Below are 23,119 nucleotides of genomic sequence, written 5' to 3'. Positions count from 1 at the left end.
CTGCCCGCCGTCTGATGGGTCACCCTCGCTGGGCGAGTCGTTCCACGTACTTGGCGATCACGTCGACCTCGAGATTGACCGTGGTGCCGACCGGTGCGGTGCCGAGGACGGTCAGCGCGAGGGTGGTCGGGATCAGGGAGACCTCGAACCAGTCGCGGTTGCCGTCGGCCGCCGGCTCGTCGGCGATGCCGAGGCCGGAGACGGTGAGCGAGACGCCGTCGACGGTGATCGAGCCCTTCTCCACCACATAGCGCGCGATGGCGTCGGGCAGCGAGAGGCGCACGACCTCCCAGTTCTCCGAGGGGGTGCGCGAGAGCACGGTGCCGGTGCCGTCGACGTGGCCCTGCACGAGATGGCCGCCGAGGCGGCTGTTGAGCGCGGCCGCGCGCTCGAGGTTGACCCGGGAGCCCTCGACCAGGGCGCCGATGCTCGACCGGTTCAGCGTCTCGGCCATCACGTCGACGGTGAAACTGTCGCCGTCGACCACGTCGACCACGGTCAGGCACACGCCGTTGACCGCGATCGAATCGCCGTGCCCGGCATCGGAAGTCACCAGCTTGCCGCGGATGGTCAGCCGGGCGGCGTCGGCCAGCTGTTCGGTGGCCACGATCTCGCCCAGCTCCTCGACGATCCCTGTGAACATGCCTGACTCCCTTGTCGCGTCATCTGGTACCCGTTCGGGCCCAACAGCCGGTGGGCGGCCGCTATTCCCGGCCACACCCGCTCGCCGCACAGCCTAGTGGCGGGGCCGGTGCGCGCGGTATCGGCCGGGATCGAACCCGACCGGGCGCATGATCAGGTCACCGGAAACGAACGCGCGGGCATCGATGCGGCGGCGAATGTGTATCGACATGGCGAAGCGCCGCCGTCAATCATTCCGGCGGTTGTCCTTTGTTCGAATTTTCGGTTACCCGGGCCCGTCAATTGCGCGGGCACGCTACCGTCGTATTACCCGGGATCACGAACTCGAAACACGGTGATTCGAATGCTTGCGCCGCTTTCGCCATTGACGCAATATTGTTATGTCACCGATTCCCGCTGTTCAACGGCGTAGCAGCTCGGGGCGAAGCAGCCGCCGGGAGTTCGACTCAGGGATAGTCCAATACTCCAGGAAGTCAACACTGTGGGTCACATCAGGTTCGATACATGTGGGGGTGCCGCGTGAGCACACTGGTCGATTCCATACTGGAAATTCGCTGCGTTCGGTACCGGCGCGAACTGCACCTACCCGCGGTGATCGATCCCGACTCCCGGCGCATCCTGTTGCAGATCGGCGCGCACTACGGCGCGGTCACCATGCCCGGCGATCTGGGTGAGCGGGTGCAGGCCCGCCTGCACGGCGCCGCCATCGCGGGACCGGTCGTCGACCACCCGAGAGCCCGGCGCTGGACCTTCCTCACCGGCCCCTGCCGGGCCGACACCCTCACGCCCACCGCATCGGCCGAGCTGTTCCGGCTCTACACCACGGTCGCGTGCAACGGCAGCCAGATCGTGCTGCCCTCACCCGAGGACGAACGCACCGGCTACCGCACCTGGGTCCAGGCACCGGACGCCGCGGACAACCGGCCGCCGCTGCACGCGGTGATCGAGGCGGCGCGGGCACTGGGCGCCCGCAAACTCCGCTCCCTCTGACCGAGGCGCTACGGCGTCCAGACGGTCGCGGCCTGCCTGCGCAGCGACTTCACCGCCGCGCCCGGATCGGCGGTGTTGTAGACCGCGGACCCGGCGACGAAACAATCGATACCGGCGGCCGCGGCCTGCTCGATGGTGTCGGCATTGATGCCACCGTCGATTTCCACGACGAGCTGCAATTCGCCCGAGTCCACCAGCCCGCGCACGATGCGCGCCTTCTCCAGCACCCTCGCGATGAACGACTGTCCACCGAATCCGGGTTCCACACTCATCACCAGCAGAGTGTCGAATTCGCGCAGAATCTCCAGATACGGCTCGATCGGAGTATTCGGCTTCACCGACAGGCCCGCCTTGCCACCCGCGGCGCGGATGTCACGGGCGACCGCGATCGGATCCTCGGTGGCCTCGGCGTGGAAGGTGACGTTGTAGGCGCCCGCCTCCGCGTAACCCGGCGCCCAGCGGCCCGGATCGTCGATCATCAGGTGGCAGTCGAGCGGGATGTCGGTCGCTTTCAGCAAGCTCTCCACCACGGGCAGGCCGAGTGTGAGATTCGGCACGAAGTGGCCGTCCATGACGTCCACGTGCAGCCAGTCGGAGCCCTCGACGGCGGCGGCCTCGTCGGCCAGATGCGCGAAGTCCGCAGACAGGATGGACGGAGCGATCATCGGCTGATCGGTGCGGGAGAAAGTGGGGGTGGACACAGCGCGCCAGTGTACCGACCAAATGGTGATTGCCCTCCACGGTTGTGGGTAGCCTGCATAGGGTGACCAATATTTCGGCGGAACAAGGGCTGTTCAGCGCCCCGGTGGAGATTCGCGTAGCAGCATCACTGACCCAGCTGCCGATCCTGCGCGGGTTGGCCGAAACCCTGGTCCTACTCAGCGATTTCACCCTCGACGAGGTGGCCGACGTGCGCCTGGCCGTGGACGAGGTGTGCTCGACCCTCATCGCGATCGCCGCGCCCGGCTCGCTGCTCACCTGCGAATTCGTCGTCGGTGACACCGAATTGCTGGTTCGCGTGGACGGTGTCGCGGGCAGCGAGGGCATGCCCGATCAGCGCAGTTTCGGCTGGCACGTGCTGCGCACGCTCAGTGACGAGGTCACCGCCGAGCAGCAGGGCTTCGACCCCGCCGTGTCCGGGTATCCGACGACGGTCCGATTCCGTCGGGTCCGGGGGAAGGCGTAGTGCACGGCGAGGACACCACCGAAGACCACAGGCCCCACCAGCAGACCCCCGCCGAAGCCAATGGTGCCGAGAAGCCCGCCGTCGAGGCGGAGTCCGCGGTGGAGGCGGAGCAGACTCCAGCCGAGGAGGCCGAGACTCCCGCGCCGGTGTCGGGTTATGACGATGTCAGCGCGCTGTTCGAGCGGCTCGCGGCGACCGAACCGGACAGCGTCGCGCACGCCGTGGCACGCGACGCGTTGATCAATCGCTGCATTCCGCTGGCCGATCACATCGCCAGGAAGTTCAGCGGGCGCGGTGAACCCTTCGACGATCTGTCGCAGGTGGCGCGGGTCGGCCTGGTGCACGCGGTCGATCGCTTCGATCTGAGCCGCGGCTCGAACTTCCTGTCGTTCGCGGTGCCGACGATCATGGGTGAGGTCCGGCGCTATTTCCGCGACAACACCTGGGCGATGCGGGTGCCGCGGCGGGTCAAGGAGACCCATCTGCGCATCGGCGCCGCGGTCGATCAGCTCTCGCAGCGCCTCGGCCGCTCCCCCACAGCCAAGGAGATCGCGGCCGAACTCGATGTCGACCCCGACGAGGTCACCCAGGCGGTGATCGCGGGCAACGCGTATCAGCCCACCTCGATCGACGCCGCCTCGGTCGGTCGCGACAGCGATGCCTCCCTGCTCGACACCCTCGGCGAGGAGGAGGCGCAGTTCGACCGGGTCGAGGAGTACATCGCGGTGCGGCCGCTGCTGGCCGGGCTGCCCGAACGTGAACGCCGCATCCTGACGATGCGGTTCTTCGAGTCGATGACCCAGACCCAGATCGCCTCGCAGCTGGGCATCTCGCAGATGCACGTGTCCCGTATCCTCGCGAAAACTCTTGCCCGCCTGCGGGAACTGTCCGAGCGGGACTGAGTTCACCCGGGCGAGGTCACCGGGCGGCGGACCGTTCGCGACGCAGCCGGGCGGGAGCCCGCAGCCACCAGGCGCTGTCGATCAGTTCGGCGAGCTGTCGCGGGTCGACCGCGGTGAGGTCGACGAGGACGTACGGGTGGCCGTCGTAGTGCGGGGTCGTGTAGAACGCCGGATCACCAGAGGCCAGGAGCGCTTCCTTTTCGGCCAGCTCACACAAGAGGGCAAGGCCGCCCTCGGCTTCGACGCGCAATCGCGCGAAGCCCTTTCCACCCACTTTCAAGCCGGGACTGCGCCACCAGGTGCCTTCCTCCACACCCGGCAGCGCGGTCGCGACCGCCACCACTTCTTCCCACGTCATCGCCATGTGTTGATTCTGCTCCGCTGGTGCGCGGTGGGCTTGGACGAATGTCGCGTGGCGCACGTGGCGTCGCCGACGACGGTCGCGATCTCGCACCTGGCTGCGGCCGGCCCGACCGACATCGGCTCGGACCGGCCGCAACGTCTCACTTCTTACGCAGGGCCGCCAGGAACATCGCATCGGTGCCGTGGCGGTGGGGCCACAGCTGGGCCGAGGGGCCGTCGCCGAGATCGGTGACGCCAGGGAGGTAATCGCGGGTGTCGAGTTGTTCGGCGCCGGTGCGGCGGACGAAGTCGGCGACGACCGCGACGGTCTCGGACAGGTGTGGCGAGCAGGTCGAGTACACGACGACACCACCGGGGCGCACGAGATCCCAGGCGGCGGTGAGGAGTTCGCGCTGCAGGGTGACCAGTTCCGGGATGTCCGCCGGGGTGCGCCGCCAGCGCGCCTCGGGGCGGCGGCGCAAGGCACCGAGGCCGGTGCACGGCGCGTCGACGAGGACGCGGTCGTAGCCGGGGGTCAGGCCGCTGTCGCGACCGTCGGTGACGTGCACGGTGACGGGCAGGCCGCGCGTGGATTTGCGGACCAGCTCGGCGCGGTGTTCGGCCGGTTCGACGGCGTCGACGGTGAACAGGTCGATGGCGGCCAGTGCGCCCAGCAGGGCCGCCTTGCCGCCGGGACCGGCGCAGAGATCGAGCCAGCGGCCCTGGTCGGGGCCGTCGAGGGGCGCGCGCGTGAGGGCTAGGGCGACAAGCTGGCTGCCTTCGTCCTGCACGGCCGCGATGCCCTCGCGCACCGGCTCCAGTTGTCCGGGATCGCCGCCGTCGAGGTGCACCGCGTACGGGGACAAGCGGCCTTCTTCACCGCCGGTGACGAGGGCCAGCTCTTCGGCGGTGATCTCGCCGGGCCGGGCCACGAGGTGGACCACCGGCCGCTCGTCGTCGGCGGCCAGCAGGTCACCGAGCTCACCCGCCTGCGCACCGAGCGCGTCGGCGAAGGCCTGGGCGATCCAGGTGGGGTGGGCGTATTCGAAGGCGAGTTTGCCGACCGAATCGGCGGGCGCCAGTTCGGCGACCCACTGCTCGGCGGTCTTCTCCCCCGCCCGCCGCAGCACAGCGTTCACGAAACCGGCTCTGCCCTGGCCGAATTCGGCGCGCGCCAGGTCGACAGAGGTGTCCACGGCGGCGTGCGCGCCGGTGCGCGTGCGCAGCAGCTGGTAGACGCCGAGGCGCAGGATGTCGAGGATCGGCCCGTCGATCTCGGCCACCGGTCTGCCCGCGCATGCCGCGATCACCGCGTCGAGCTGCCCCTGCGAACGGCTGGCCCCATAGGTGAGCTCGGTCGCGAACGCGGCGTCCCGGCCACTGATCTTGCGCTCCCGCAACGACTTCGGCAGCGCGAGGTTGGCATAGGCGTCGCGCTCACGCACCGCACGCAGCACATCGAGCGCGACCTCGCGCGCCGGATCGGTCGACTCACCCCGCCGCTTGCGCGGACTGGGCACACTCGGATCCGGCCGCTCGGCGCGCCGCCGATCCCGCTTGGTATCAGGGTCATCGGCACCAGACCGAGCCGGTCCCGAACGCGAATCCCCCGCGCGTGGACCACCTTTCGCGCCACCCGTCCGCGGACCCTTCGCGCCACCGACGCGGGCATCGCCGACGCGCCCCGGGGCACGCCCGGTGTCGGCGGTCCCACCGCCGTGTTCCGCCGCACCTGCGCCTCGGCGCGCATCGCCAGCACGATTCGAAGTCGGCCGTGAGCCACGGTCGGCAGCACTCTCGCGCGAATCACCGCCGCGCCCGGCACGATCGGCATCCGATCGATTCGAGCCCGAGCGGGTGTCCCGATCGTCGCGCCCACGGGCTGCGCCCGCCGGACCACCTCCCTGCCCGCTGCCCGACCGGGGTCCATCGGATCGGCCGGACGCGTCCCGGCCACGGTTGTCACCTCGGCGCCAGTCCCCTGCGACGCGGCCCGAACCGCCGCGGTCGGATCCGCTGTCCTCGCGACGGGTGCTCCAGCGGTCGTCGTCGGTGCGCGGAGTGCCTGTGCCCTTGGCGGCGCGGGCGGCCCAGCCGCCGTCGACGTTCTTGCCGGTGACCTTGCGATCCTGGCGCGGTGGGGTGCCGCTGCGCTGGTCGGCTTCGCGGCGACGGCGACGGTCGGACGCGCTCATCCGATCACCGTGCCGGGGGCGAGGCGGGCGCCGCGGGCCCAGTCGAGGGCGTTCATCATCTTCTTGCCGGGGGGTTGGACCTGGCCGAGGCGGACCGCGGTGGTCGATGTGCCGACGAAGACGCCGGACTTGCGCACCTCGATCACGCGTTCGGGCAAGGTCTCCTCCACCATCTCCACCGGGCCGAGTTTGAGGCGCAGCCCGTTCACCTCCGTCCACGCGCCGGGCGCCGGGGTGACGGCGCGGATGTGCCGGTGGATGGACAGGGCGGGTTCGTCGAAACCGATCCGGCCCGCCTCGACGGTCACCTTGGGCGCGTAGGACACACCGTCGTTGGACTGCGGAATCGCTCGCAGCTCCCCGTCCTCCACACCGTCGAGGGTCTTCTCCAACAGCACGGCACCCGCCTCGGCGAGCCGGGCCAGCAGTTCGCCCGCGGTATCGGTCAGGCCGATCTTCTCGGTCATCACCCCGTACACCGGGCCGGTGTCCAGGCCCGCCTCGATCAGGAAGGTCGACGCGCCGGTCATGTCGTCACCGGCGTCGATGGCCGCCTGCACGGGCGCGGCGCCACGCCACGCGGGCAGCAGCGAGAAGTGCAGGTTGATCCAGCCGTGGGCGGGGATGTCGAGCACCTGCTGGGGCAGCAGCGCGCCGTAGGCGACCACCGGACAGCAGTCGGGCGCCAATTCGGTGAGCGCGGCGACGAATTCGGGCTCGGCGGGCTTGCGCGGGGTGAGCACCGGGATGCCGTGCTCATCGGCCAGCCGACCCACCGGCGACCGGCTGATCCGGCGGCCACGGCCGGCGACCGCGTCGGGCCGGGTGACCACCGCGACGACCTCGTGGCGTTCGCTCTCGATCAGCCTGCGCAGCGACGGCACCGCCGGGTCCGGCGTGCCCGCGAAGACGACCCGCATCAGCGGCCACCGCCGACACCGCTGGACTCGCGCACGGTGACACCGGCACGGAACCAGTCGGATTCGCGGATGGTGCGCATCGCGTCCTTGCGGTCCTCGGGTTCGAGCCGGTTCACGAACAGCACGCCGTCGAGGTGGTCGGACTCGTGCTGCACGCAGCGCGCGAGCAGGTCCTCGGCCTCGAAGTCGACCGGCGCACCGGAACTGTCGACGCCAGTGACCCGCACGCGCAGCGCCCGGCGCACGTCGTAGCGCACACCGGGGATCGACAGGCAGCCCTCGGGCCCGACCTGCTCGTCCGCGCCGATGGCGGACCACTGCGGGTTCACCACGTGCCCGGCGGCGTCACCGGTGTCGTAGACGAACACCCGCAGCCCAACCCCGATCTGCGGTGCCGCCATCCCGACCCCGCCGTCGTCGTGCATCGTCTCGGTGAGGTCGGCGATCAGCTGGGCGAGCTCCGCGCCGAACTCGGTCACCTCGTCGGCACGGGAACGCAGAATCGGATCGCCGAACAGGCGAACGGGCTGAATGGTCACGGCGGCTCCCGGCTGGCACGGATTTTGCGGTCGTCCCATTCTATTGCCCGTTCGCGGTGTGCCCGACCGCCCTGTCCGGACCGGTGTCAGGAGTTCCCGGCGATGATCACATCCGGGATCCCGGTGCCGAGCGGTACCGGCTCGCACACCGGCTCCGGAGCCCTGGCCGGGTCGAGGACGCGCAGCAGCAGCTGCTGGACGAACGGGTCGTAGACCAGGTGGAAGTGGCCGGTCAGGTCGTCGGCGCAGAGGTCCTGCAGGACGAGGTTCTCCGCGCCGGGACCGCGCAGGGCGATGTTGTCGAAGGGCTGGATCATCTCGTCGACCCGGCTGCCCACCGTGACGTAGCGGACCCCGGGCACGGTGTCGCCGCCCTCGTTGAGTTCGAGCATGAGCGGCGCGCCCTGCGCCTGCTGCACCGCCGCGACCGAGGTGACCTGCGCGTAGACGTCGAGCAGTCCGGGGACGGCCTGCCCCACCGGCACCAGCCCGTACATCACGCCGCCGTAGCTGGGCGAGGCCAGCCCGACCCAGGTGCCGACCTTCGGCGCGCCGCCGAGTTTGTTGACGTAGAACCGGCTCACGTTCGCCCCCTGGGAGAACCCGACCAGATCGACCTTCGCCGCCCCGGTCGCATCGAGCACGTCGTCGACGAACTCGGCGAGCTGGGCGAAGCTGATCCGCATGTCCTCGGTGCCGTAGGTGTCCGCGCCCGGCTTGCCGCCGTAGTTCAGCGCGAACACGCAGAAGCCCGCCGAAACCAGCTGCGGTCCGATCCCGGCCCAGTCGGAGTACGCGCTCGAATCGGTGCCGTGCACGAGGACCACCGGGCGGGGATGATCAACGGTAGGTCGACACTCGAAGTCGTTGACGCCCAACGGAACCGCGTCCGGATGGGCATCGATGTAGCGGGCCGCCGCGAGATGATCGGACTGTGGCGGTCCCGGTTCGCTCGGGATGACCGGGGGCCGGTAGCCCGCCGGTTCCGCGACGGCGATCGGTGCGAGCGACACACCGATCACCGCCGTGCAGACGAGTGCCGCGATCGACACCGTTCTGCGCATTTGTGATGTTCCCCAACCCCACACACCTCGCGGCTGTTCCATATCCCAATGATTTACTCCATGGGACCGACAACCGCACCTCGACCAGGGGGTTCACGCCGCCCTCACTTCTCGGGGGTTGCGTCGCCCCCGGAAGTGAGATCGTCCTCGGCGAGGATGCGATACAGCGCCCGGCGGGTCTCGGTGAGCACCTCGGCGGCCTTGGCCGCCTGCTCCGGCGTACCGACCGCGGCGACCTGACCGACCGCGCCCATCACCTGTCCGACCAGCCCGCGCAGATCCAGCGCCTGGGCGCCGACATCCTGCTTGACCTCGGCCCAGGGATCGCCGAGTTCTTCGCGATTGGTCTCGACATAGGCCTTGCCCTCGTCGGTCAGCTGCGCGGTCTTGCGACCGGCCACCTTCTCGATGAGCACCAGGCCCTCGTCCTCGAGCTGGGCCAATGCCGGGTAGATGGACCCCGGGCTGGGGCGCCAGACATCGTCGCTGCGCTCGCGGATCTGCTGGATCAGCTCGTAGCCGTGCATGGGCCGCTCGACGAGCAGCAGCAGCACCGCCGCACGGACGTCACCGCGCCTGCCACGACCACCGCGGCCGCGTCCACGACCGAAGCCGGGGCCGAAACCGGGCCCGAATCCTGGGCCGAAGCCCGGTCCGAACTCGGGGCCGTGCCCGTGTCGCCCACCCCGGCGGAACTGCCGCCGATCGGGACCGAATTCCGCGTTGCCCGGACCACGGCCGCGGCCGAAGTGTCCGAATTCTCGTTGTCCTTGGTTGTGCATGACAGCCTCCTCAGGCTCTCGCGTTCGTTCTTGACGTTATCGACGATATATCGGCAATGCATCGAACGCAAGGGTGGTCTGCGACTCACTCGCGTCCGACGATCTCCCAGATCCAGGACGCGACGACCGAGGGCGGTGTCCGCGGCAGATGTTCGAGCCAGTGGGCGAGCACCGCGAGCACCGCGCCGGCCAGCGCCGCCGCGTCGACCTCGATCGGCAGGCTCGACTCCGCGGGAGCGTGCTCGCCGAGCAGCTGATAGCCCTCGACGAGAATGCTCGCCATGCGGCGGGCGAGCCGGGCGTGCACCGTCGCCGACCCGTACTCGCCCAGCACATTGCGGTACAGCTCGGCATGGTCGGCGATGTGCTGGACGTAGTCGATCAGGAAGCTCGGCGGTTGATCGGGCAGCCCGTCGGCCAGTCCCGCCTCGCGCACCGAGATGCCCGCGTCCAGCGCCTGACGTTCGATCGCGTCCGCGAGCAACGTCTCCTTGTCGGTGTAGTGGTCGTAGAAGGTGCTGCGGCTGACGCCCGCCCGACCGGTGATGTCGGAGATCGCGACCCCGTCGATCGGACCTTCGCGCCCGAGTTCGAGAATCGCGGCCCGAAGTAGGCCCTGGCTGCGGAGCACCCGCGGGTCATCGGTCGGTCTGCGCTGGTCCGGCTGCACTCGAATCACTACTCCACCTTCACATCGGCGAGCCGTCCGTGTCGCGCGACACGTTGACGACCACCGGTCCACTCGCTCTATCCTACAGGTGTAGGTAATCAGACACTTGTAGGTTAAATACCTCGGAGGGGTAACCATGGCACGGGCTCTCTATCGCCTCGGCGAACTCTGCTTTCGCAATCCGTGGCGGGTGGTCGCCGTGTGGGCGCTCGTCGCCACCGTCGTCGGCCTCGTCGGAATGTCCCTCGGCACCCGGGTCTCCGACCGATTCGACATCCCCGACACCCCCTCCGATCGCGCGCAGAGCGTGCTGGCGGAGAGCTTCGGCGAGGGTGCGCCGACCACGCCCGGCGAGGCGCCCGCCCGGCTCGTCGTCCAGGCACCCGCGGGTCAACCGCTGCCGCTGACCCGGATCGACGCCGAACTCGCGCCGCTCAGCACGACAACCGGCATCGAGAGCGTGACCCCGGCGGCATTCGCGGTCGCCGAGAGCGGCGAGGTCACCTTCGTCGACATCGCCTTCGCCGCGCCGGTGGATCCGGTGGCGAAACAGGCGGTCGAGCAGGTGCGCGACCGGCTCGAGGCCCAGGGACTGCGGCCGTTGCTCACCGGCGGACCGTTCTACACCGAGCCGTCCTTCGTCGGTCCGACCGAGATCGTCGGGGTGGCGATCGCGATGGCCGTACTCGTGCTCACCTTCGGCTCGCTGCTCGCGGCGGGGTTGCCGCTGCTGCTGGCCCTGGTCGGGGTAGGGATCGGTACCGGCGGTGTGATCGCGGTGTCCACTCTGTTCGACGCGTCGTCGGCGACGCTGGCGCTGTCGCTGATGCTCGGTCTGGCGGTCGGCATCGACTACACGCTGTTCATCGTGTCGCGGCATCGTCAGCAGCTGGCCGAGGGCATGGCGGTGCGTGAGTCCGCGGCCAGGGCGATCGGGACGGCGGGCAGTGCCGTGGTCTTCGCGGGCGCGACCGTGCTGATCGCGTTGTCCGGCTTGGCGATCGCGCGGATCCCGTTCCTCACCGGCATGGGCCTGGCCGCCGCGGCCAGCGTCGGCATCGTGGTGCTGTTGGCGATCACGCTGCTGCCCGCGATCCTCGGCTTCGCCGGCGCGCGGCTGATTCCGCGTGGTCGCGGGCTGGCCGCGATCGAGGCGGCCCGGCGGCCGAACCGCTGGGGCAGCGCCGTGACCAGGCACCCGATCGCCACCCTGGCGGCGGGGATCGCGCTGCTCGCGGTCGTCGCGCTGCCCGCGCTGGATCTGCGCCTCGGGTTGCCCAACGCCGGTCAGGAACCGGCCGACACCACCGCGCGCCAGTCCTACGACCTGCTCGCCGAGAACTACACCCCCGGCATCAACGGCCCGCTCGTCGCGGTGGTGCAGGGCGAACCGGGGCGGATCCAGGAGCAGACCCAGGCCGCGGTCGAACGGATCGGCGCGCTGCCCGGAGTCGCGATGACACTGCCGCCGGAGGTCAACAGCGCTGCCGACACGGCCCAGTTCGTGATCGTCCCGACCACCGCGCCGAGCTCCGAAGACACTGTCGCGCTGGTGAAGTCGATCCGTGACGGCGCGTCCGGGCTGGACGCCGAGCACAGCGCGGAGCTGCACCTCACCGGTGAGACGGTCATCGGGATCGACGTGACGCGCAAGCTCTCCGACGCGCTCGTGCCGTTCCTCGTGGTGGTGATCGGCCTGGCCCTGGCCCTGTTGACACTGGCATTCCGCTCACTGCTCGTTCCGCTCACCGCCGCGCTCGGCTTCCTGCTGTCACTGGCCGCCGCCCTCGGTGCGACCACCGCGGTCTACCAGTGGGGTTGGCTGGGTTCGGTACTGAACGTGCACCAGCCCGCGCCGATCCTGGCCTTCCTGCCGATCCTGCTGATCGGCGTCCTGTTCGGCTTGGCGATGGACTACCAGGTGTTCCTGGTGTCGCGAATGCGCGAAGCCTTCGTCGCCGGAACCGGATCGGCACCGGCGGCGGTCCGCACCGGCTACGCGCTCAGCGTGCGCGTGGTCGGCGCGGCGGCCCTCATCATGATCGCGGTCTTCGCCGGCTTCCTGTTCAGCCACAACACGATGATCGGCCCGATCGGCTTCGCCATGGGCGTCGGCGTCCTGTTCGACGCACTCATCGTGCGCATGACCCTCATCCCGGCAGTCATGTCCCTCCTCGGCCGCCACGCCTGGTGGCTCCCACGATGGCTCGACCGCGTCCTGCCCCACGTCGACATCGAGGGCGAGACACTGCCGTCGCCATCGAAGACCACGACCGGCTCGCCGTCAGCCGATCGGCCGAAAGCCGAGCCGGTCGCCGTCCGCTGAGGATCAGATCGAGCTTGTCGGCCGACGAGGACAGGTCGACCTGGACGCGCACATGGCCGGACCGGATTTGTCAGCCGATGTCGACCGGGTCGATCTGGACGCGTAACGGGGCGTCGGAGCGGTGGGAGCTGCGTACTCCCTGGGCGGCGGTGAGGGCGCGGGCGAGGGGGGTGCCGTCGGACCGGGGGACGCGCAGGAGCATGCGTTCGACTTCGGCGGGGCTGTCGGTGCCGGAGAAGGGCTTGCGGGCGGTGGGTGGGAGGGGGACGGGGCCGAGGACCTCGGTTCCTTCGGGAAGGGCTGCGGCGTCGAGTAATTCGGCGATCGAGGCGGTGGTGCCGTCGATAGCGGCCAGGCGGATGGCGGGCGGGAAGCCGACCTCGGCGCGGGCGGCCAGTTCGGCGGCGGCGTGGTTGACCGGGTCCCAGCGGACGAGTGCCTGGACTGTCGGCAGGGCGGGTTCGGCCATCACGATGACCTGGCCGCGGGGCCGGACGAGGGCGGCGGCGCCCATCCAGCGGCGCAGGGTGTCCTCGGTGGCGCGGAGATCGGCTCGGCCGAGCAGGGCCCAGCCGTCGAGGAGCAGTGCGACGCCGTAGCCGCCGGGTACCAGCGGTTCCGCGCCGACGGTGGCGACCACGACCTGGGCGCCCGGTTCGACGGTGTCGAGCACTTCCCCGCCGCCCGAGCCGCGGATCGGTACGCCGGGGAAGGCGCGACCGAGTTCTTCGGCGGTGCGGGCCGCGCCGATCACCATGGCCCGTAGTGCCCGCGCACCACAGGCCTGGCAGCGGAACGCGGCCTCGGTGATGCCGCACCACTTGCACTGCGGGCTCGCCGCCTCGCCGTTGGCCGACTGGGGCAGCGCCAGCGGACCGTTGCAGTGTCGGCAGCGGGCGGGCGTACGGCACTTCGCGCAGGCGAGCGAGGGTACGTAGCCGCGGCGTGGCACCTGCACCAGGACCGCGGCGTTCTCCTTGATCGCGGCGCGCGCGGCCGCGAAGGCCACGCCGGGCATGCGCACCGCGCGCGCCAGCGCATCGCGTTCCAGCGCGAAATCGGTGTCACCGGGTGCGCTGATCCGCGGCGACACCTCACGCAGGACCTGCCGGTCGGCGAGAAGATCACGAGCCCAACCGGATTCGACGACCGCCTGGATCTCGGCCGTCCGCGCGAAACCGGCGGCGACGAAGGCGGCCCCGGTCTCGTGCGCGCGCAGCATCGCCACTTCACGGGCATGCGGGTACGGGGAGCGCGGTTCGGCGTAGGTGTCGTCGCCGTCGTCCCAGAGCGCGATGAGCCCGAGGTCCTTCGCCGGCGCGAACACCGCGGCCCGCGTCCCGACCACGATCCGCGCCTGCCCGCGCAGGACTGCCAGCCACCGCCGATACCGCGCCGCGGGCCCCAGCCCCGCCGACAGACCGACAGCCGAATCCCCCACCAGCCGAACGCATTCGGCGAGCAGCCGATCGAGATCCCGCTGATCCGGCACCATCAATACCGCACTGCGCCCACCGGCCACCACCGTCGCCGCGAGCTCGGCCAGCCGCGCTGCCCAATCCTCCCCCGGCAATGCCTGCCACGCGGCGCGCGGCCCGCGACCATCGGCCAGTGCGGCGACAAAAGCGCCACCGTGCACGTACCGCCCCCAGGCGGTCGTTTCGACCATCGGCCTCGCCTCGCCCCCCGACGACTCGGCAGCGCTCGACGCCACGCCACCAGCACTGACCTCGGCACCGGAACTCGCCACGGCGTCAGCGGCACCCACGGTGTCAGCGGCACCGGCCACCCCTACGGAACTCACCGTCGCACCACCGACACCCACCACGCCACCGGTATCGGCCGCGGCACCGGAACTCGCCACCGAGTCAGCGGCTGGCGCCGGATCGGCGGGCGACCCGGTAGGCATCGCTCCCGCACGCGACGACGTCTCGACCCGAGGAGCCGCATCGTCACGCTGCGGTCGGGGCTCGTCGGCGAGGCCGGATTCGGCGACGGATTCTTCGGCGGCAGTGAACGATTCGCTATCCGCCGATGTCGTCACGTGACGCTGCGCTGTCGTCTTCTTGCCCGCCGACTTCTTCGCGCCACCATTTTCCGTGCTCGCGTGCCGCGGCGGAATCGCCAAGCGCAGCACATCGGCACGGGTGCCCGCGTACCGCGCGGCGACAGTGGTTGCCAGGCGCAAGATTTCGGGAGTGAGGACCCGTTCCCCGGAGACCACCCGCTCCAGGGGCATCATCTTGCCGGTGTGGTCGGTGCGTGGGAGCCTGGCCAGCAGGTATCCGTCGACGAGGCGGCCCGCGAAACGAACGCGCACCCGCACCCCTGGCTGCGCGATCTCGTCGAGTTCGGGCGGGACCAGGTAGTCGAAGTCGCGGTCCAGGTGCGCAGGCGAGAGCAGCGGGAGCACCCGAGCGATCGGGTGTCCCGCTGCTGTCGATGGATCGTCCGCTGCCACGCGGGCGGTGGGTACTACAGGCCGACGGCCGCGCGCAGCTTGTCGGCGCGGTCCGTGTGCTCCCAGGGCAGGTCGACATCGGTACGACCGAAGTGACCATAGGCCGCGGTCGGCGCGTAGATCGGGCGCAGCAGGTCCAGATCGCGGATGATCGCGCCCGGACGCAGGTCGAAGACCTCCGAGATGGCGGTGGAGATCTTGGTCGGGTCGACCTTCTCGGTGCCGAAGGTCTCGACGAACAGACCCACCGGGGCCGACTTGCCGATCGCGTACGCGACCTGCACCTCGACACGCTCCGCCAGACCCGCGGCCACCACGTTCTTGGCGACCCAGCGCATGGCGTAGGCGGCCGAGCGGTCCACCTTCGACGGATCCTTGCCGGAGAACGCGCCACCACCGTGGCGAGCCATGCCGCCGTAGGTGTCGACGATGATCTTGCGGCCGGTCAGACCGGCATCGCCCATCGGACCGCCGAGCACGAACTTGCCGGTCGGGTTGACCAGCAGCCGGATCTCGGAGGTGTCGAGCGAGGGCAGATCGAGATCGCCGATCACCGCGTCGACGACCTTCTCGCGGATGTCGGGGGCGAGCAGGTTGTCCAGATCGATATCGGCCGCGTGCTGGGTGGAGATCACGACCGTGTCCAGACGGACCGGACGGTCACCGTCGTATTCGATGGTGACCTGGGTCTTGCCGTCGGGGCGCAGGTACGGCAGCACACCGGACTTGCGGACCTCGGTGAGCTTGCGCGAGAGCCGGTGCGCGAGCGCGATCGGCAACGGCATCAGCTCGGGAGTGTCGGTGGTGGCATAGCCGAACATCAGGCCCTGGTCACCGGCACCCTGACGCTCGATCTCGTCGTCGGACCCGCCGACGCGCGCCTCGTGCGAGGTGTCGACACCCTGGGCGATATCGGGCGACTGGGCACCGATGGCGATGTTGACGCCACAGGAATTGCCGTCGAAGCCCTTGGCCGAGGAGTCGTAGCCGATCTCGAGGACCTTCTCGCGGACGATCCGCGGGATGTCGGCGTAGGCGGAGGTGGTGACCTCGCCCGCGACATGGACCTGACCCGTGGTCACCAGTGTTTCCACCGCGACCCGGCTGCCCGGATCCTCCGCGAGCAACGCGTCGAGGATGGAATCGCTGATCGCGTCACAGATCTTGTCCGGATGACCTTCCGTTACGGACTCACTGGTGAATAGCCGACTGCCGGTCGTACGCACAGTTGTTCCCTCTCCCTCAACGGGTTACTCGTATCGGCTTGCGACGGTAGCTTCGTCGTCCGACGGCTTCCGCACAACCCTTCTTCTCAGACTATTCGAAACCACCGACATGGTGGCGGGTAAGGACCAAGCCGCACACCGGACACCCACTCGAGCGGTACACTGCGCGACCATCGTTGCGGTGCAACACATCTCGTGCGAGTTCGGCGACGCGCCCAGGTCAGCGCAGCAGCGGCACGAGCGCGTCGAGCACCCGGCTGGCCAGCAGGGCCTTGGAGCCGTGATCGAGGGCCTGTTCGGTGCCGTCGGCGCCGAGCAGCCAGCCGTCGTTGGTGTCGACCTCGAACGCCTTGCCCTCACCGACCGCGTTGACCACGAGCAGATCGCACCCCTTGCGAGCCAGTTTGGCCCGCGCGTGGGTGAGCACGTCACCGTTGTCGTCGCCGGTCTCGGCGGCGAAACCGACGATCGCGGTGCCCGCGAGCAGCCCCTCGGTCCTGGCGTGCACCAAGCCGGCGAGGATGTCCTCGTTCTTGGTCAGCGGGATCACGTCGGGCTCGTCCGCGCCCTTCTTGATCTTCGCCGCCGCGACGTGGGTGGGCCGGAAATCGGCCACCGCGGCCGCCATGATGACCGCGTCGGCGCCGAGCGCGTGCTTGTCGACCGCGGTCTTGAGCTGGTCGGCGGTGGTGATGTGGACCAGGTCCACCGCGGCGGGCGGGGCGAGCTCGATGGTGTTGCCCGCGATCAGCGTCACCTGGGCACCGCGCTGGGCGGCCACCCTGGCCAGGGCGTAGCCCTGCTTGCCGGAGCTGCGGTTGCCGAGGAAACGCACCGGGTCGAGGGGTTCCCTCGTACCGCCTGCGGTGATCACCACGCGGCGACCGGTCAGGTCGCGCGGCAGTGCGTCGGCGCGTTCGAGCAGCAGCGAGGCCAGGCCGAAGATCTCCTCCGGCTCGGGCAGGCGGCCCGGACCGGTGTCGGTGCCGGTGAGCCGGCCCGACGCGGGTTCCATGACCGTGGCGCCGTGCGTGCGCAGCGTCGCGACATTGGCCACCGTCGCCGGATGCTCCCACATCTCGGTGTGCATCGCGGGCGCGAACAGTACCGGACATCGGGCCGTCAGCAAGGTGGCGGTGAGCAGATCGTCGGCGCGCCCCTGTGCGGCGCGCGCCATCAGATCCGCGGTGGCGGGGGCGATGACGACGAGATCGGCCTCCTGGCCGATCCGGACATGCGGCACCTCGGGCACGTCGGCGAACACCGTGGTGTGCACCGGCTGACCGGACAGTGCCTCGAAGGTCGCCTTGCCGACGAATTCCAGCGCGGACTCGGTGGGAATCACCCGCACCTGATGCCCGGTCTCGGTGAACCGGCGAACGAGGGCACACGCCTTGTAGGCGGCGATGCCCCCGCCGACCCCGACGACGATCCGCATGGTCTTTACGCCTCCGGAGTAGAGATGGTCACTCGCCCTCGGTGTGTTCGAGCAGGTCGGAGTGGATTTCACGCATGGCGACCGACAGCGGCTTCTCCTGCAGGCCGGGCTCGACCAGCGGGCCGACGTACTCGAGGATGCCGTCGCCGAGCTGGTTGTAGTAATCGTTGATCTGCCGCGCCCGCTTGGCCGCGTAGATGACCAGGGCGTACTTGGACGAGGTGCGCTCGAGCAGCTCGTCGATCGGCGGGTTGGTGAGGCCGATGGGGGTGTCGTACGCGGGCACTACGGTGATGTCCGTACTCACTAGGGGAGGCTCCTGCGGTTCAGTGGGTCAAGAACTCGAATTTGTGCTAACGAACAACGATACCAACTGCTCACAAGCAGTCGTCACCTCGCTGTTCACGATGACCGTGTCGAACTCGTCACGGGCCGCCAATTCGACCCTGGCGGTCTCGAGCCTGCGCTCGATCACCTCGGGTGTCTCGGTACCGCGCGAACGCAGCCGCGAGACCAGCTCTTCCCAGCTCGGCGGTGCGAGGAACACCAGCAGAGCCTCCGGCATGGCCGCGCGGACCGACCGCGCACCGGCCAGATCGACTTCGATCAGTACTGAATATCCGGCCGCCAGTGCTTCCCGCACCGGGGCCGCGGGGGTGCCCGATCGCTGCAACCCCCCGTGGATGTCTGCCCATTCGAGCAGTTCGTCCGCCTCGATCATGGCGTCGAACTCGGCTCGGGAAACGAAACGGTAGTCACGGCCGTCGACTTCCCCGGGCCGGGGGGCCCGGGTCGTCGCCGACACACTGAAGACCAGTTCGGGCAGGCGTTCCCGCACGCACCGCACGACCGTGGACTTACCCACGGCCGAGGGGCCGACCAGTACAACCAGCCGACCCTTCCGCGTGTGTTCGACCACCTGAATCAGGAGTCGAAGTCGAAGCGAGCCAGCAGCGCCTTGCGCTGACGGTCGCCCAGGCCACGGAGCCGCCGGGTGGGGGCGATCTCCAGCTCGGTCATGATCTCGGCAGCCTTGACCTTGCCCACCTTCGGCAGAGCCTCGAGCAGCGCCGACACCTTCATCTTGCCGAGAATCTCATCGGACTCGGCATCGGTGAGGACCTGCTTCAGGTTGGTGCCGCCTCGCTTCAGGCGCTCCTTGAGCTCTGCCCGAGCGCGGCGAGCGGCAGCCGCCTTCTCCAAAGCAGCGGCGCGCTGCTCGTCAGTCAGCTGGGGAAGGGCCACGGGTTCCTCCGTCTCATCGTTCATTGCTAGATCTACCGCCGGTTACCCGGACGGTCTGTGCGACCGTACCCACGGCGCCCGCCGATTGCGAACCCGACCCCCAGGTCAGGGCAGGATTACGGATGCCGTATGGGGCGCGCGGGCCCGATGCGGTGACCGCTGATTCCACTGCTGCGATCGTACCGCCGAATCCACAAAATGCACCCCTACCAGCGGTTATACCGATATGGGCGATGATAGCCACTTGGTTGCGCCGGTCGCGCTGACCAGCCTGGCAAACTCGGCGTCGCCCGACCAGGGGGTTTCCCGAAATTACCGGCGTGTCGCGGGATTTCGTACCGCGTGTCGTCACGATCGGGCCCGAAACTCGTCCAGCACGGCCCCCGACGCGGTCGCGGTGACGGCGTCGACCCAGTCCGGAATCGGCGCGGCGCGGGCGATGTAATCGCGCACCAGGCCGTACGGAATCGCCTTCACCGCGGCCTCGGCCACGGCGCGGGATCGTTCGTCGACGATGCCGAATTCGGCGTCGACAGCGGCCAGCAGGGCGGCCTGCATGCCGTCGTTGACGGTGGCGATCGCGGCGCGCAGCTCCTCGGGGCCCACGTCGAGCAGCTCGTCGTGATGGAACATCTTCATCGCCCTGGCCTCGGTGGGGTGCTCGCGGCAGTAGCGCGGCAGGAAGACGGCCGCGGTGAGCAAGGGCGACGGTCCGGTCAGCGCGGTGACGAAGCCCTCGTGGAAGCGGCGGATCGAGCGCAGCCACAGCCGGGCGAGCAGTTCGTCACGTGAGGCGAAACGCACATAGATCGAGCCCGAGTGCACTGCGGCGGCCGTGCTGATCGCCGCGATGGACGGGTGCGTGATCGCCGGATCGACCAGCAGGTCGCGGGCCGCGTCGAGCACCTGGTCGTCGGTGAAGAGGCGGGGTCTTGCCACCGGCTCAGCCTAGTGGCACAGTTTATGAATATGAATTCAAAAACTCGATTTCCGGTAGCAGGCACCGCGCTGGTGGTCATTGCCACCGTGCACACGATCATGGGCGTCGTGCTGCTCGCGGCGAGCGATCAGGACACCGAGCTCTCGTTCTGGTTCACCGCCTTCGGCGTGGTCGGGATCGGTCTCGGGCTGGCGATGATCGAACTGGAGAAGGCGCGCGGGTTCGTGCCGGGGACGGTCCTCGTCGTGCTCGCCGTGACCGTCGTCTTCGGGCTCGCCTTCGAACCGGTGTCCGGTTTCATCACCCTGCTGGTCCCGCTGGGCGCCGGTGCGCTGGGTTGGTGGCGAGCACGGGCGCGGCAGGCGACGGCGGTCTGAGCGGCCCTCACGCACCCGCTTGCAGGTGCTGCAGGATCGCGAGCACGCGGCGGTTGTGCGCCTCGCCGACCGGCAGGTCCAGCTTGGTGAAGATGGCGTTGATGTGCTTCTCGACGGCACTGCGGGTGACGAACAGCTGGGCGCAGATCGCGGCGTTGCTCAGTCCCTGCGCCATGAGTTCGAGCACTTCGCGCTCGCGCTCGGTCAGGCGGTGCAGCGGGGAATCGGCACGATTGTGCAGCAGGAGCTGGCGCACCACCTCCGGGTCGAAGGCCGTGCCACCGGTGCCGACCCGCTCGACCGCGTCGAGGAAGGCGCCGATCGCGGCGACCCGGTCCTTGAGCAGGTAACCGATCCCGCCGGTGCCGGTCAGGAATTCCGCCGCGTGCCTGCGCTCGACGTACTGCGACAGCACCAGCACGGCGATGCCGGGCTGTTCGCGGCGGATCTCGAGCGCGGCCCTGATCCCCTCGTCGACGTGGTCGGGCGGCATCCGGACATCGGCGATGACCAGATCCGGCGGCCGGACCCGGACCGCGGCGAGCAGTTCGACGGCGGTGCCGACGGAGTCGACGATCTCGTGGCCCTCGGCGGTGAGCAGTTGGGCCAGGCTCTCGCGCAGCAGCGCCGAGTCCTCGGCCAGGGTTATCCGCACGGGACCTCCACGGTGATGATCGTCGGACCGCCCGGCGGACTGTCCACCGCCATCGTGCCGTCCAGCGCGGTGACGCGGGTGGCGATGCCCGCCAGCCCGTGTCCGGCCGGGTCCGCACCGCCGCGGCCGTCGTCGCGTACCCGCAGGCGCACCAGCGCGCCGGCGCGGACGACCTCGACCTCGATCGCGGTGGCACCGGAGTGTTTGATGGCGTTGGTGATCGCCTCGCTGGCGGTGAAATAGCAGGCCGATTCAACCGGGCGGGGCGCGCGTTCGCTGAGGGCGTAGTCGAGTCCGGTCGGTACCGGGGTCCGGTCGGCGAGTGCTTCGAGCGCGGCGTGCAGACCGTCGCGGGCGAGCATCGCCGGGTAGATGCGCCAGGACACCTCGCGCAGCTCGTCGAGGATGTGGCCGGTCTCGGCGATCGCGCGGCGATGCAGCTCGGTGCGACGGTCGGCGTCGGTTTCCCGGTCGACCCGGCCGAGCAGGATCGACAGGGCGACGACTCGCTGCTGCACACCGTCGTGTAGGTCGCGTTCGATCCGGCGGCGCTCGTCATCGATCACCTCGACCACGTCGGCGCGGGTCGTGGTGAGCTGGGCGACGCGCTGTGCCAACTCCTCCGGGCCGGGTCGCAGACTCGACCGGAGGCACCAGGCATCGGCGCGGACCACGCCGAGCAGGCCGTGCACCGCGAGGAAGCACAGGACCGCACCCGGCAGGGCCAGCACCGCGACGGTCGCCCAGGTGACCTGTCCCGGTTCGGTGGCGTCGACGATCGGCACGGCCTCGCCGGTCACCGCGCCGTAGACCAGCGCGACAGCGACGACGACCCCCAACCCCGACAGGGCGAGGACCAGCCCGCCGAGCACGCCGACCAGCGAGCGGGCGGCCAGGTATCCCGCAGCCCGAGGCCCGCTCGGCACGCCGGTGACGGGCACGTCGGCTGCGAGGTAGCCCACAGCGGGCGACCCGTTCGGGGTGCCGGTGGCTCGGACTCCGAGCAGGCCGGTCAGCCGCCGCTGTTCGAGCCGAGCGATCCGGTCGGTGAGTCCCGCCGCGAACGGGGCCGCCAGCACCCCGAGCAGGTCGAGGGGAACGGTGAGCACGCCGAGCAGATATCCAGCGACGGCCCGCACCACGTGACGTTGCGGCGACGGTGTGGAGCTCATCATCCGATTCTCACCCGTCGCCCGCAGCTCAGTTGACGCAGCGGCAGCACCAGCCACCCCGTGACCCCGATGAGCACACCGAGCAGATATCCAGCGACGGCCCGCACCACGTGACGTTGCGGCGACGGTGTGGAGCTCATCATCCGATTCTCACCCGCCGCTCGCAGCTCAGTTGACGCAGCGGCAGCACCAGCCACCCCGTGACCCCGATGAGCACACCGAGCAGATATCCGGCGATGGCTCGCACCCCTTGCGGCAACGGTGAACTCATCATCCGATTGTCGCCCGTCGCTCACCGCGCAGCTGACGCAGTCGCAGCACGAGCCACACCGTGAGCCCGGCCAGCACGCCGACGATGACCAGTTTCTGCAGCACGCCCGCGTAGTCCTCGACGCGGTGCCAGTTCTCGCCGAGGAAGTAGCCGGCGAGCACGAACACCGTGTTCCAGAGCAGGCTGCCTGCTGTGGTCAGCAGGGTGAAGCGGCCGAGCGGCATGCGTTCGACACCGGCCGGGATGGAGATGAGGCTGCGGAAGATCGGGATCATCCGGCCGAAGAACACCGCTTTGTCACCGTGACGGGCGAACCAGGCCTCGGTGCGGTCCAGGTCGGACAGGCGAACCAGCGGCAGCCGGTCGACGATGCGGCGCAGCCGGTCCCGGCCGAGCGCGACGCCGAAGCCGTAGAGCGCCAGCGCGCCGACGACCGAGCCCAGGGTGGTCCACAGCAGCACCTCGGCCAGGCTGAACCGGCCGCGGCTGGCGGTGAATCCGGCCAGCGGGAGGATCACCTCGCTGGGCAGTGGCGGAAAGAGGTTCTCCAGTGCGATGGCGATGCCGGCGCCGAGGCCGCCGAGGCGTTCCATCAGCTCGACCGCCCAGCCCGCGATGCCGGTGAGTTCGGTCGAATTCGCTGTCGTATCCATGGTTTCGACGCTAGGAATCCGGGCGCCGAGGATCTGTAGCGTCAGCCACCCGGTCGGTGCCGGGTCACCGCAGTGTCGGGGTGGGGTTTTCCGCACCCCGGTCACGGGGCATGCACCCTCGTG

General features: G+C 69.7%; 26 protein-coding genes. 5 read left to right on the top strand and 21 right to left on the bottom strand.

Features of this window, described 5'->3' with window-relative positions; genetic code table 11:
* Positions 1 to 19 precede the first annotated feature (19 nt).
* Complete coding sequence (locus tag ACFVVM_RS02345; protein ID WP_387612191.1) at positions 20 to 643, bottom strand: riboflavin synthase; 624 nt, start codon at positions 641 to 643, stop codon at positions 20 to 22.
* Positions 644 to 1,161: 518 nt separating this feature from the next.
* Here ACFVVM_RS02345 and ACFVVM_RS02340 point away from each other — a divergent pair.
* Complete coding sequence (locus ACFVVM_RS02340; RefSeq protein ID WP_387612189.1) at positions 1,162 to 1,632, top strand: hypothetical protein; 471 nt, start codon at positions 1,162 to 1,164, stop codon at positions 1,630 to 1,632.
* Positions 1,633 to 1,640: 8 nt separating this feature from the next.
* On the opposite strand, the gene rpe is transcribed toward ACFVVM_RS02340, so the two are convergent.
* A complete protein-coding gene (gene rpe, locus ACFVVM_RS02335; protein ID WP_387616711.1) occupies positions 1,641 to 2,297 on the bottom strand; it encodes a ribulose-phosphate 3-epimerase in 657 nt (218 codons plus the stop codon).
* Positions 2,298 to 2,395: 98 nt separating this feature from the next.
* On the opposite strand from rpe, the gene ACFVVM_RS02330 reads away from it, so the two are divergent.
* Both ACFVVM_RS02330 and ACFVVM_RS02325 read left to right on the top strand, forming a co-directional pair.
* Positions 2,396 to 2,818, top strand: coding sequence for an ATP-binding protein (locus tag ACFVVM_RS02330; protein ID WP_387612187.1), 423 nt, complete (start codon positions 2,396 to 2,398; stop codon positions 2,816 to 2,818).
* A complete protein-coding gene (locus ACFVVM_RS02325) occupies positions 2,818 to 3,720 on the top strand; it encodes an RNA polymerase sigma factor SigF (RefSeq protein WP_387612185.1) in 903 nt (300 codons plus the stop codon). The genes ACFVVM_RS02330 and ACFVVM_RS02325 overlap by 1 nt, the downstream gene beginning before the upstream one ends.
* Before the next feature lie 16 nt (positions 3,721 to 3,736).
* On the opposite strand, the gene ACFVVM_RS02320 is transcribed toward ACFVVM_RS02325, so the two are convergent.
* From ACFVVM_RS02320 to ACFVVM_RS02290, 7 genes are all read right to left on the bottom strand, one after another.
* A complete protein-coding gene (locus ACFVVM_RS02320) occupies positions 3,737 to 4,084 on the bottom strand; it encodes an MmcQ/YjbR family DNA-binding protein (RefSeq protein WP_387612184.1) in 348 nt (115 codons plus the stop codon).
* A gap of 139 nt (positions 4,085 to 4,223) precedes the next feature.
* A complete protein-coding gene (locus ACFVVM_RS02315; RefSeq protein ID WP_387612182.1) occupies positions 4,224 to 5,582 on the bottom strand; it encodes an RsmB/NOP family class I SAM-dependent RNA methyltransferase in 1,359 nt (452 codons plus the stop codon).
* A gap of 671 nt (positions 5,583 to 6,253) precedes the next feature.
* A complete protein-coding gene (gene fmt / locus ACFVVM_RS02310) occupies positions 6,254 to 7,177 on the bottom strand; it encodes a methionyl-tRNA formyltransferase (RefSeq protein WP_387612180.1) in 924 nt (307 codons plus the stop codon).
* A complete protein-coding gene (def, locus tag ACFVVM_RS02305; protein ID WP_387612179.1) occupies positions 7,177 to 7,716 on the bottom strand; it encodes a peptide deformylase in 540 nt (179 codons plus the stop codon). The genes fmt and def overlap by 1 nt, the downstream gene beginning before the upstream one ends.
* Positions 7,717 to 7,802: 86 nt before the next feature.
* Positions 7,803 to 8,780: an esterase/lipase family protein gene (locus ACFVVM_RS02300; protein ID WP_387612178.1), complete on the bottom strand. Its 978-nt coding sequence runs from the start codon at positions 8,778 to 8,780 to the stop codon at positions 7,803 to 7,805.
* Between the two features lie 104 nt (positions 8,781 to 8,884).
* Positions 8,885 to 9,562 (bottom strand): PadR family transcriptional regulator, encoded by a 678-nt coding sequence (locus tag ACFVVM_RS02295; protein ID WP_387612176.1) that lies wholly within the window; start codon positions 9,560 to 9,562, stop codon positions 8,885 to 8,887.
* A gap of 85 nt (positions 9,563 to 9,647) precedes the next feature.
* The gene (locus tag ACFVVM_RS02290; protein WP_387612175.1) at positions 9,648 to 10,241 is read right to left on the bottom strand and encodes a TetR/AcrR family transcriptional regulator; all 594 of its coding nucleotides are present in this window, start codon (positions 10,239 to 10,241) and stop codon (positions 9,648 to 9,650) included.
* Positions 10,242 to 10,368: 127 nt separating this feature from the next.
* Here ACFVVM_RS02290 and ACFVVM_RS02285 point away from each other — a divergent pair, with 127 nt between their 5' ends.
* Positions 10,369 to 12,558 (top strand): MMPL family transporter, encoded by a 2,190-nt coding sequence (locus ACFVVM_RS02285; RefSeq protein WP_387612173.1) that lies wholly within the window; start codon positions 10,369 to 10,371, stop codon positions 12,556 to 12,558.
* 70 nt (positions 12,559 to 12,628) lie between these two features.
* On the opposite strand, the gene ACFVVM_RS02280 is transcribed toward ACFVVM_RS02285, so the two are convergent.
* The 7 genes from ACFVVM_RS02280 to ACFVVM_RS02250 form a co-directional block, all read right to left on the bottom strand.
* A complete protein-coding gene (locus ACFVVM_RS02280) occupies positions 12,629 to 15,019 on the bottom strand; it encodes a primosomal protein N' (protein WP_387612171.1) in 2,391 nt (796 codons plus the stop codon).
* Positions 15,020 to 15,033: 14 nt separating this feature from the next.
* Entirely contained in the window at positions 15,034 to 16,245 is a 1,212-nt protein-coding gene (gene metK / locus ACFVVM_RS02275) for a methionine adenosyltransferase (RefSeq protein WP_387612170.1), read from the bottom strand.
* 220 nt (positions 16,246 to 16,465) lie between these two features.
* Complete coding sequence (gene coaBC, locus ACFVVM_RS02270; protein WP_387612169.1) at positions 16,466 to 17,683, bottom strand: bifunctional phosphopantothenoylcysteine decarboxylase/phosphopantothenate--cysteine ligase CoaBC; 1,218 nt, start codon at positions 17,681 to 17,683, stop codon at positions 16,466 to 16,468.
* A gap of 28 nt (positions 17,684 to 17,711) precedes the next feature.
* Positions 17,712 to 17,990, bottom strand: coding sequence for a DNA-directed RNA polymerase subunit omega (gene rpoZ, locus ACFVVM_RS02265; protein WP_071928905.1), 279 nt, complete (start codon positions 17,988 to 17,990; stop codon positions 17,712 to 17,714).
* Between the two features lie 27 nt (positions 17,991 to 18,017).
* On the bottom strand, positions 18,018 to 18,602 hold the full coding sequence (gmk, locus tag ACFVVM_RS02260; RefSeq protein ID WP_071928906.1) for a guanylate kinase: 585 nt from the start codon (positions 18,600 to 18,602) through the stop codon (positions 18,018 to 18,020).
* Positions 18,603 to 18,607: 5 nt separating this feature from the next.
* Complete coding sequence (gene mihF / locus ACFVVM_RS02255; RefSeq protein WP_030203531.1) at positions 18,608 to 18,928, bottom strand: integration host factor, actinobacterial type; 321 nt, start codon at positions 18,926 to 18,928, stop codon at positions 18,608 to 18,610.
* Positions 18,929 to 19,276: 348 nt separating this feature from the next.
* The gene (locus tag ACFVVM_RS02250) at positions 19,277 to 19,867 is read right to left on the bottom strand and encodes a TetR/AcrR family transcriptional regulator (protein WP_387612167.1); all 591 of its coding nucleotides are present in this window, start codon (positions 19,865 to 19,867) and stop codon (positions 19,277 to 19,279) included.
* Positions 19,868 to 19,897: 30 nt separating this feature from the next.
* Here ACFVVM_RS02250 and ACFVVM_RS02245 point away from each other — a divergent pair, with 30 nt between their 5' ends.
* On the top strand, positions 19,898 to 20,245 hold the full coding sequence (locus ACFVVM_RS02245) for a DUF6463 family protein (protein WP_387612165.1): 348 nt from the start codon (positions 19,898 to 19,900) through the stop codon (positions 20,243 to 20,245).
* Between the two features lie 7 nt (positions 20,246 to 20,252).
* Here ACFVVM_RS02245 and ACFVVM_RS02240 read toward each other — a convergent pair whose 3' ends face one another.
* Genes ACFVVM_RS02240 through ACFVVM_RS02220 form a run of 5 tightly spaced genes read right to left on the bottom strand, consistent with a single transcriptional unit; the run spans position 20,253 to position 22,996 of the window.
* Complete coding sequence (locus tag ACFVVM_RS02240) at positions 20,253 to 20,900, bottom strand: response regulator (protein WP_387612164.1); 648 nt, start codon at positions 20,898 to 20,900, stop codon at positions 20,253 to 20,255.
* Positions 20,891 to 22,072, bottom strand: a complete 1,182-nt coding sequence (locus ACFVVM_RS02235; RefSeq protein ID WP_387612162.1) for a sensor histidine kinase — start codon at positions 22,070 to 22,072, stop codon at positions 20,891 to 20,893. Before ACFVVM_RS02235 ends, ACFVVM_RS02240 begins: the two co-directional genes overlap by 10 nt.
* The gene (locus tag ACFVVM_RS02230; protein WP_387612160.1) at positions 22,072 to 22,212 is read right to left on the bottom strand and encodes a hypothetical protein; all 141 of its coding nucleotides are present in this window, start codon (positions 22,210 to 22,212) and stop codon (positions 22,072 to 22,074) included. The genes ACFVVM_RS02235 and ACFVVM_RS02230 overlap by 1 nt, the downstream gene beginning before the upstream one ends.
* On the bottom strand, positions 22,212 to 22,343 hold the full coding sequence (locus ACFVVM_RS02225) for a hypothetical protein (RefSeq protein WP_387612158.1): 132 nt from the start codon (positions 22,341 to 22,343) through the stop codon (positions 22,212 to 22,214). The genes ACFVVM_RS02230 and ACFVVM_RS02225 overlap by 1 nt, the downstream gene beginning before the upstream one ends.
* Entirely contained in the window at positions 22,343 to 22,996 is a 654-nt protein-coding gene (locus ACFVVM_RS02220; RefSeq protein WP_387612156.1) for a DedA family protein, read from the bottom strand. Before ACFVVM_RS02220 ends, ACFVVM_RS02225 begins: the two co-directional genes overlap by 1 nt.
* Positions 22,997 to 23,119 lie beyond the last annotated feature (123 nt).

Origin of the sequence: Nocardia sp. NPDC058176 (assembly GCF_042883805.1) — a bacterium.
In the GTDB taxonomy this organism is placed as follows: Bacteria; Actinomycetota; Actinomycetes; order Mycobacteriales; family Mycobacteriaceae; genus Nocardia.
Note: the sequence above shows the minus strand (reverse complement) of the source record. Positions and strands in the feature narration are given on the sequence as shown.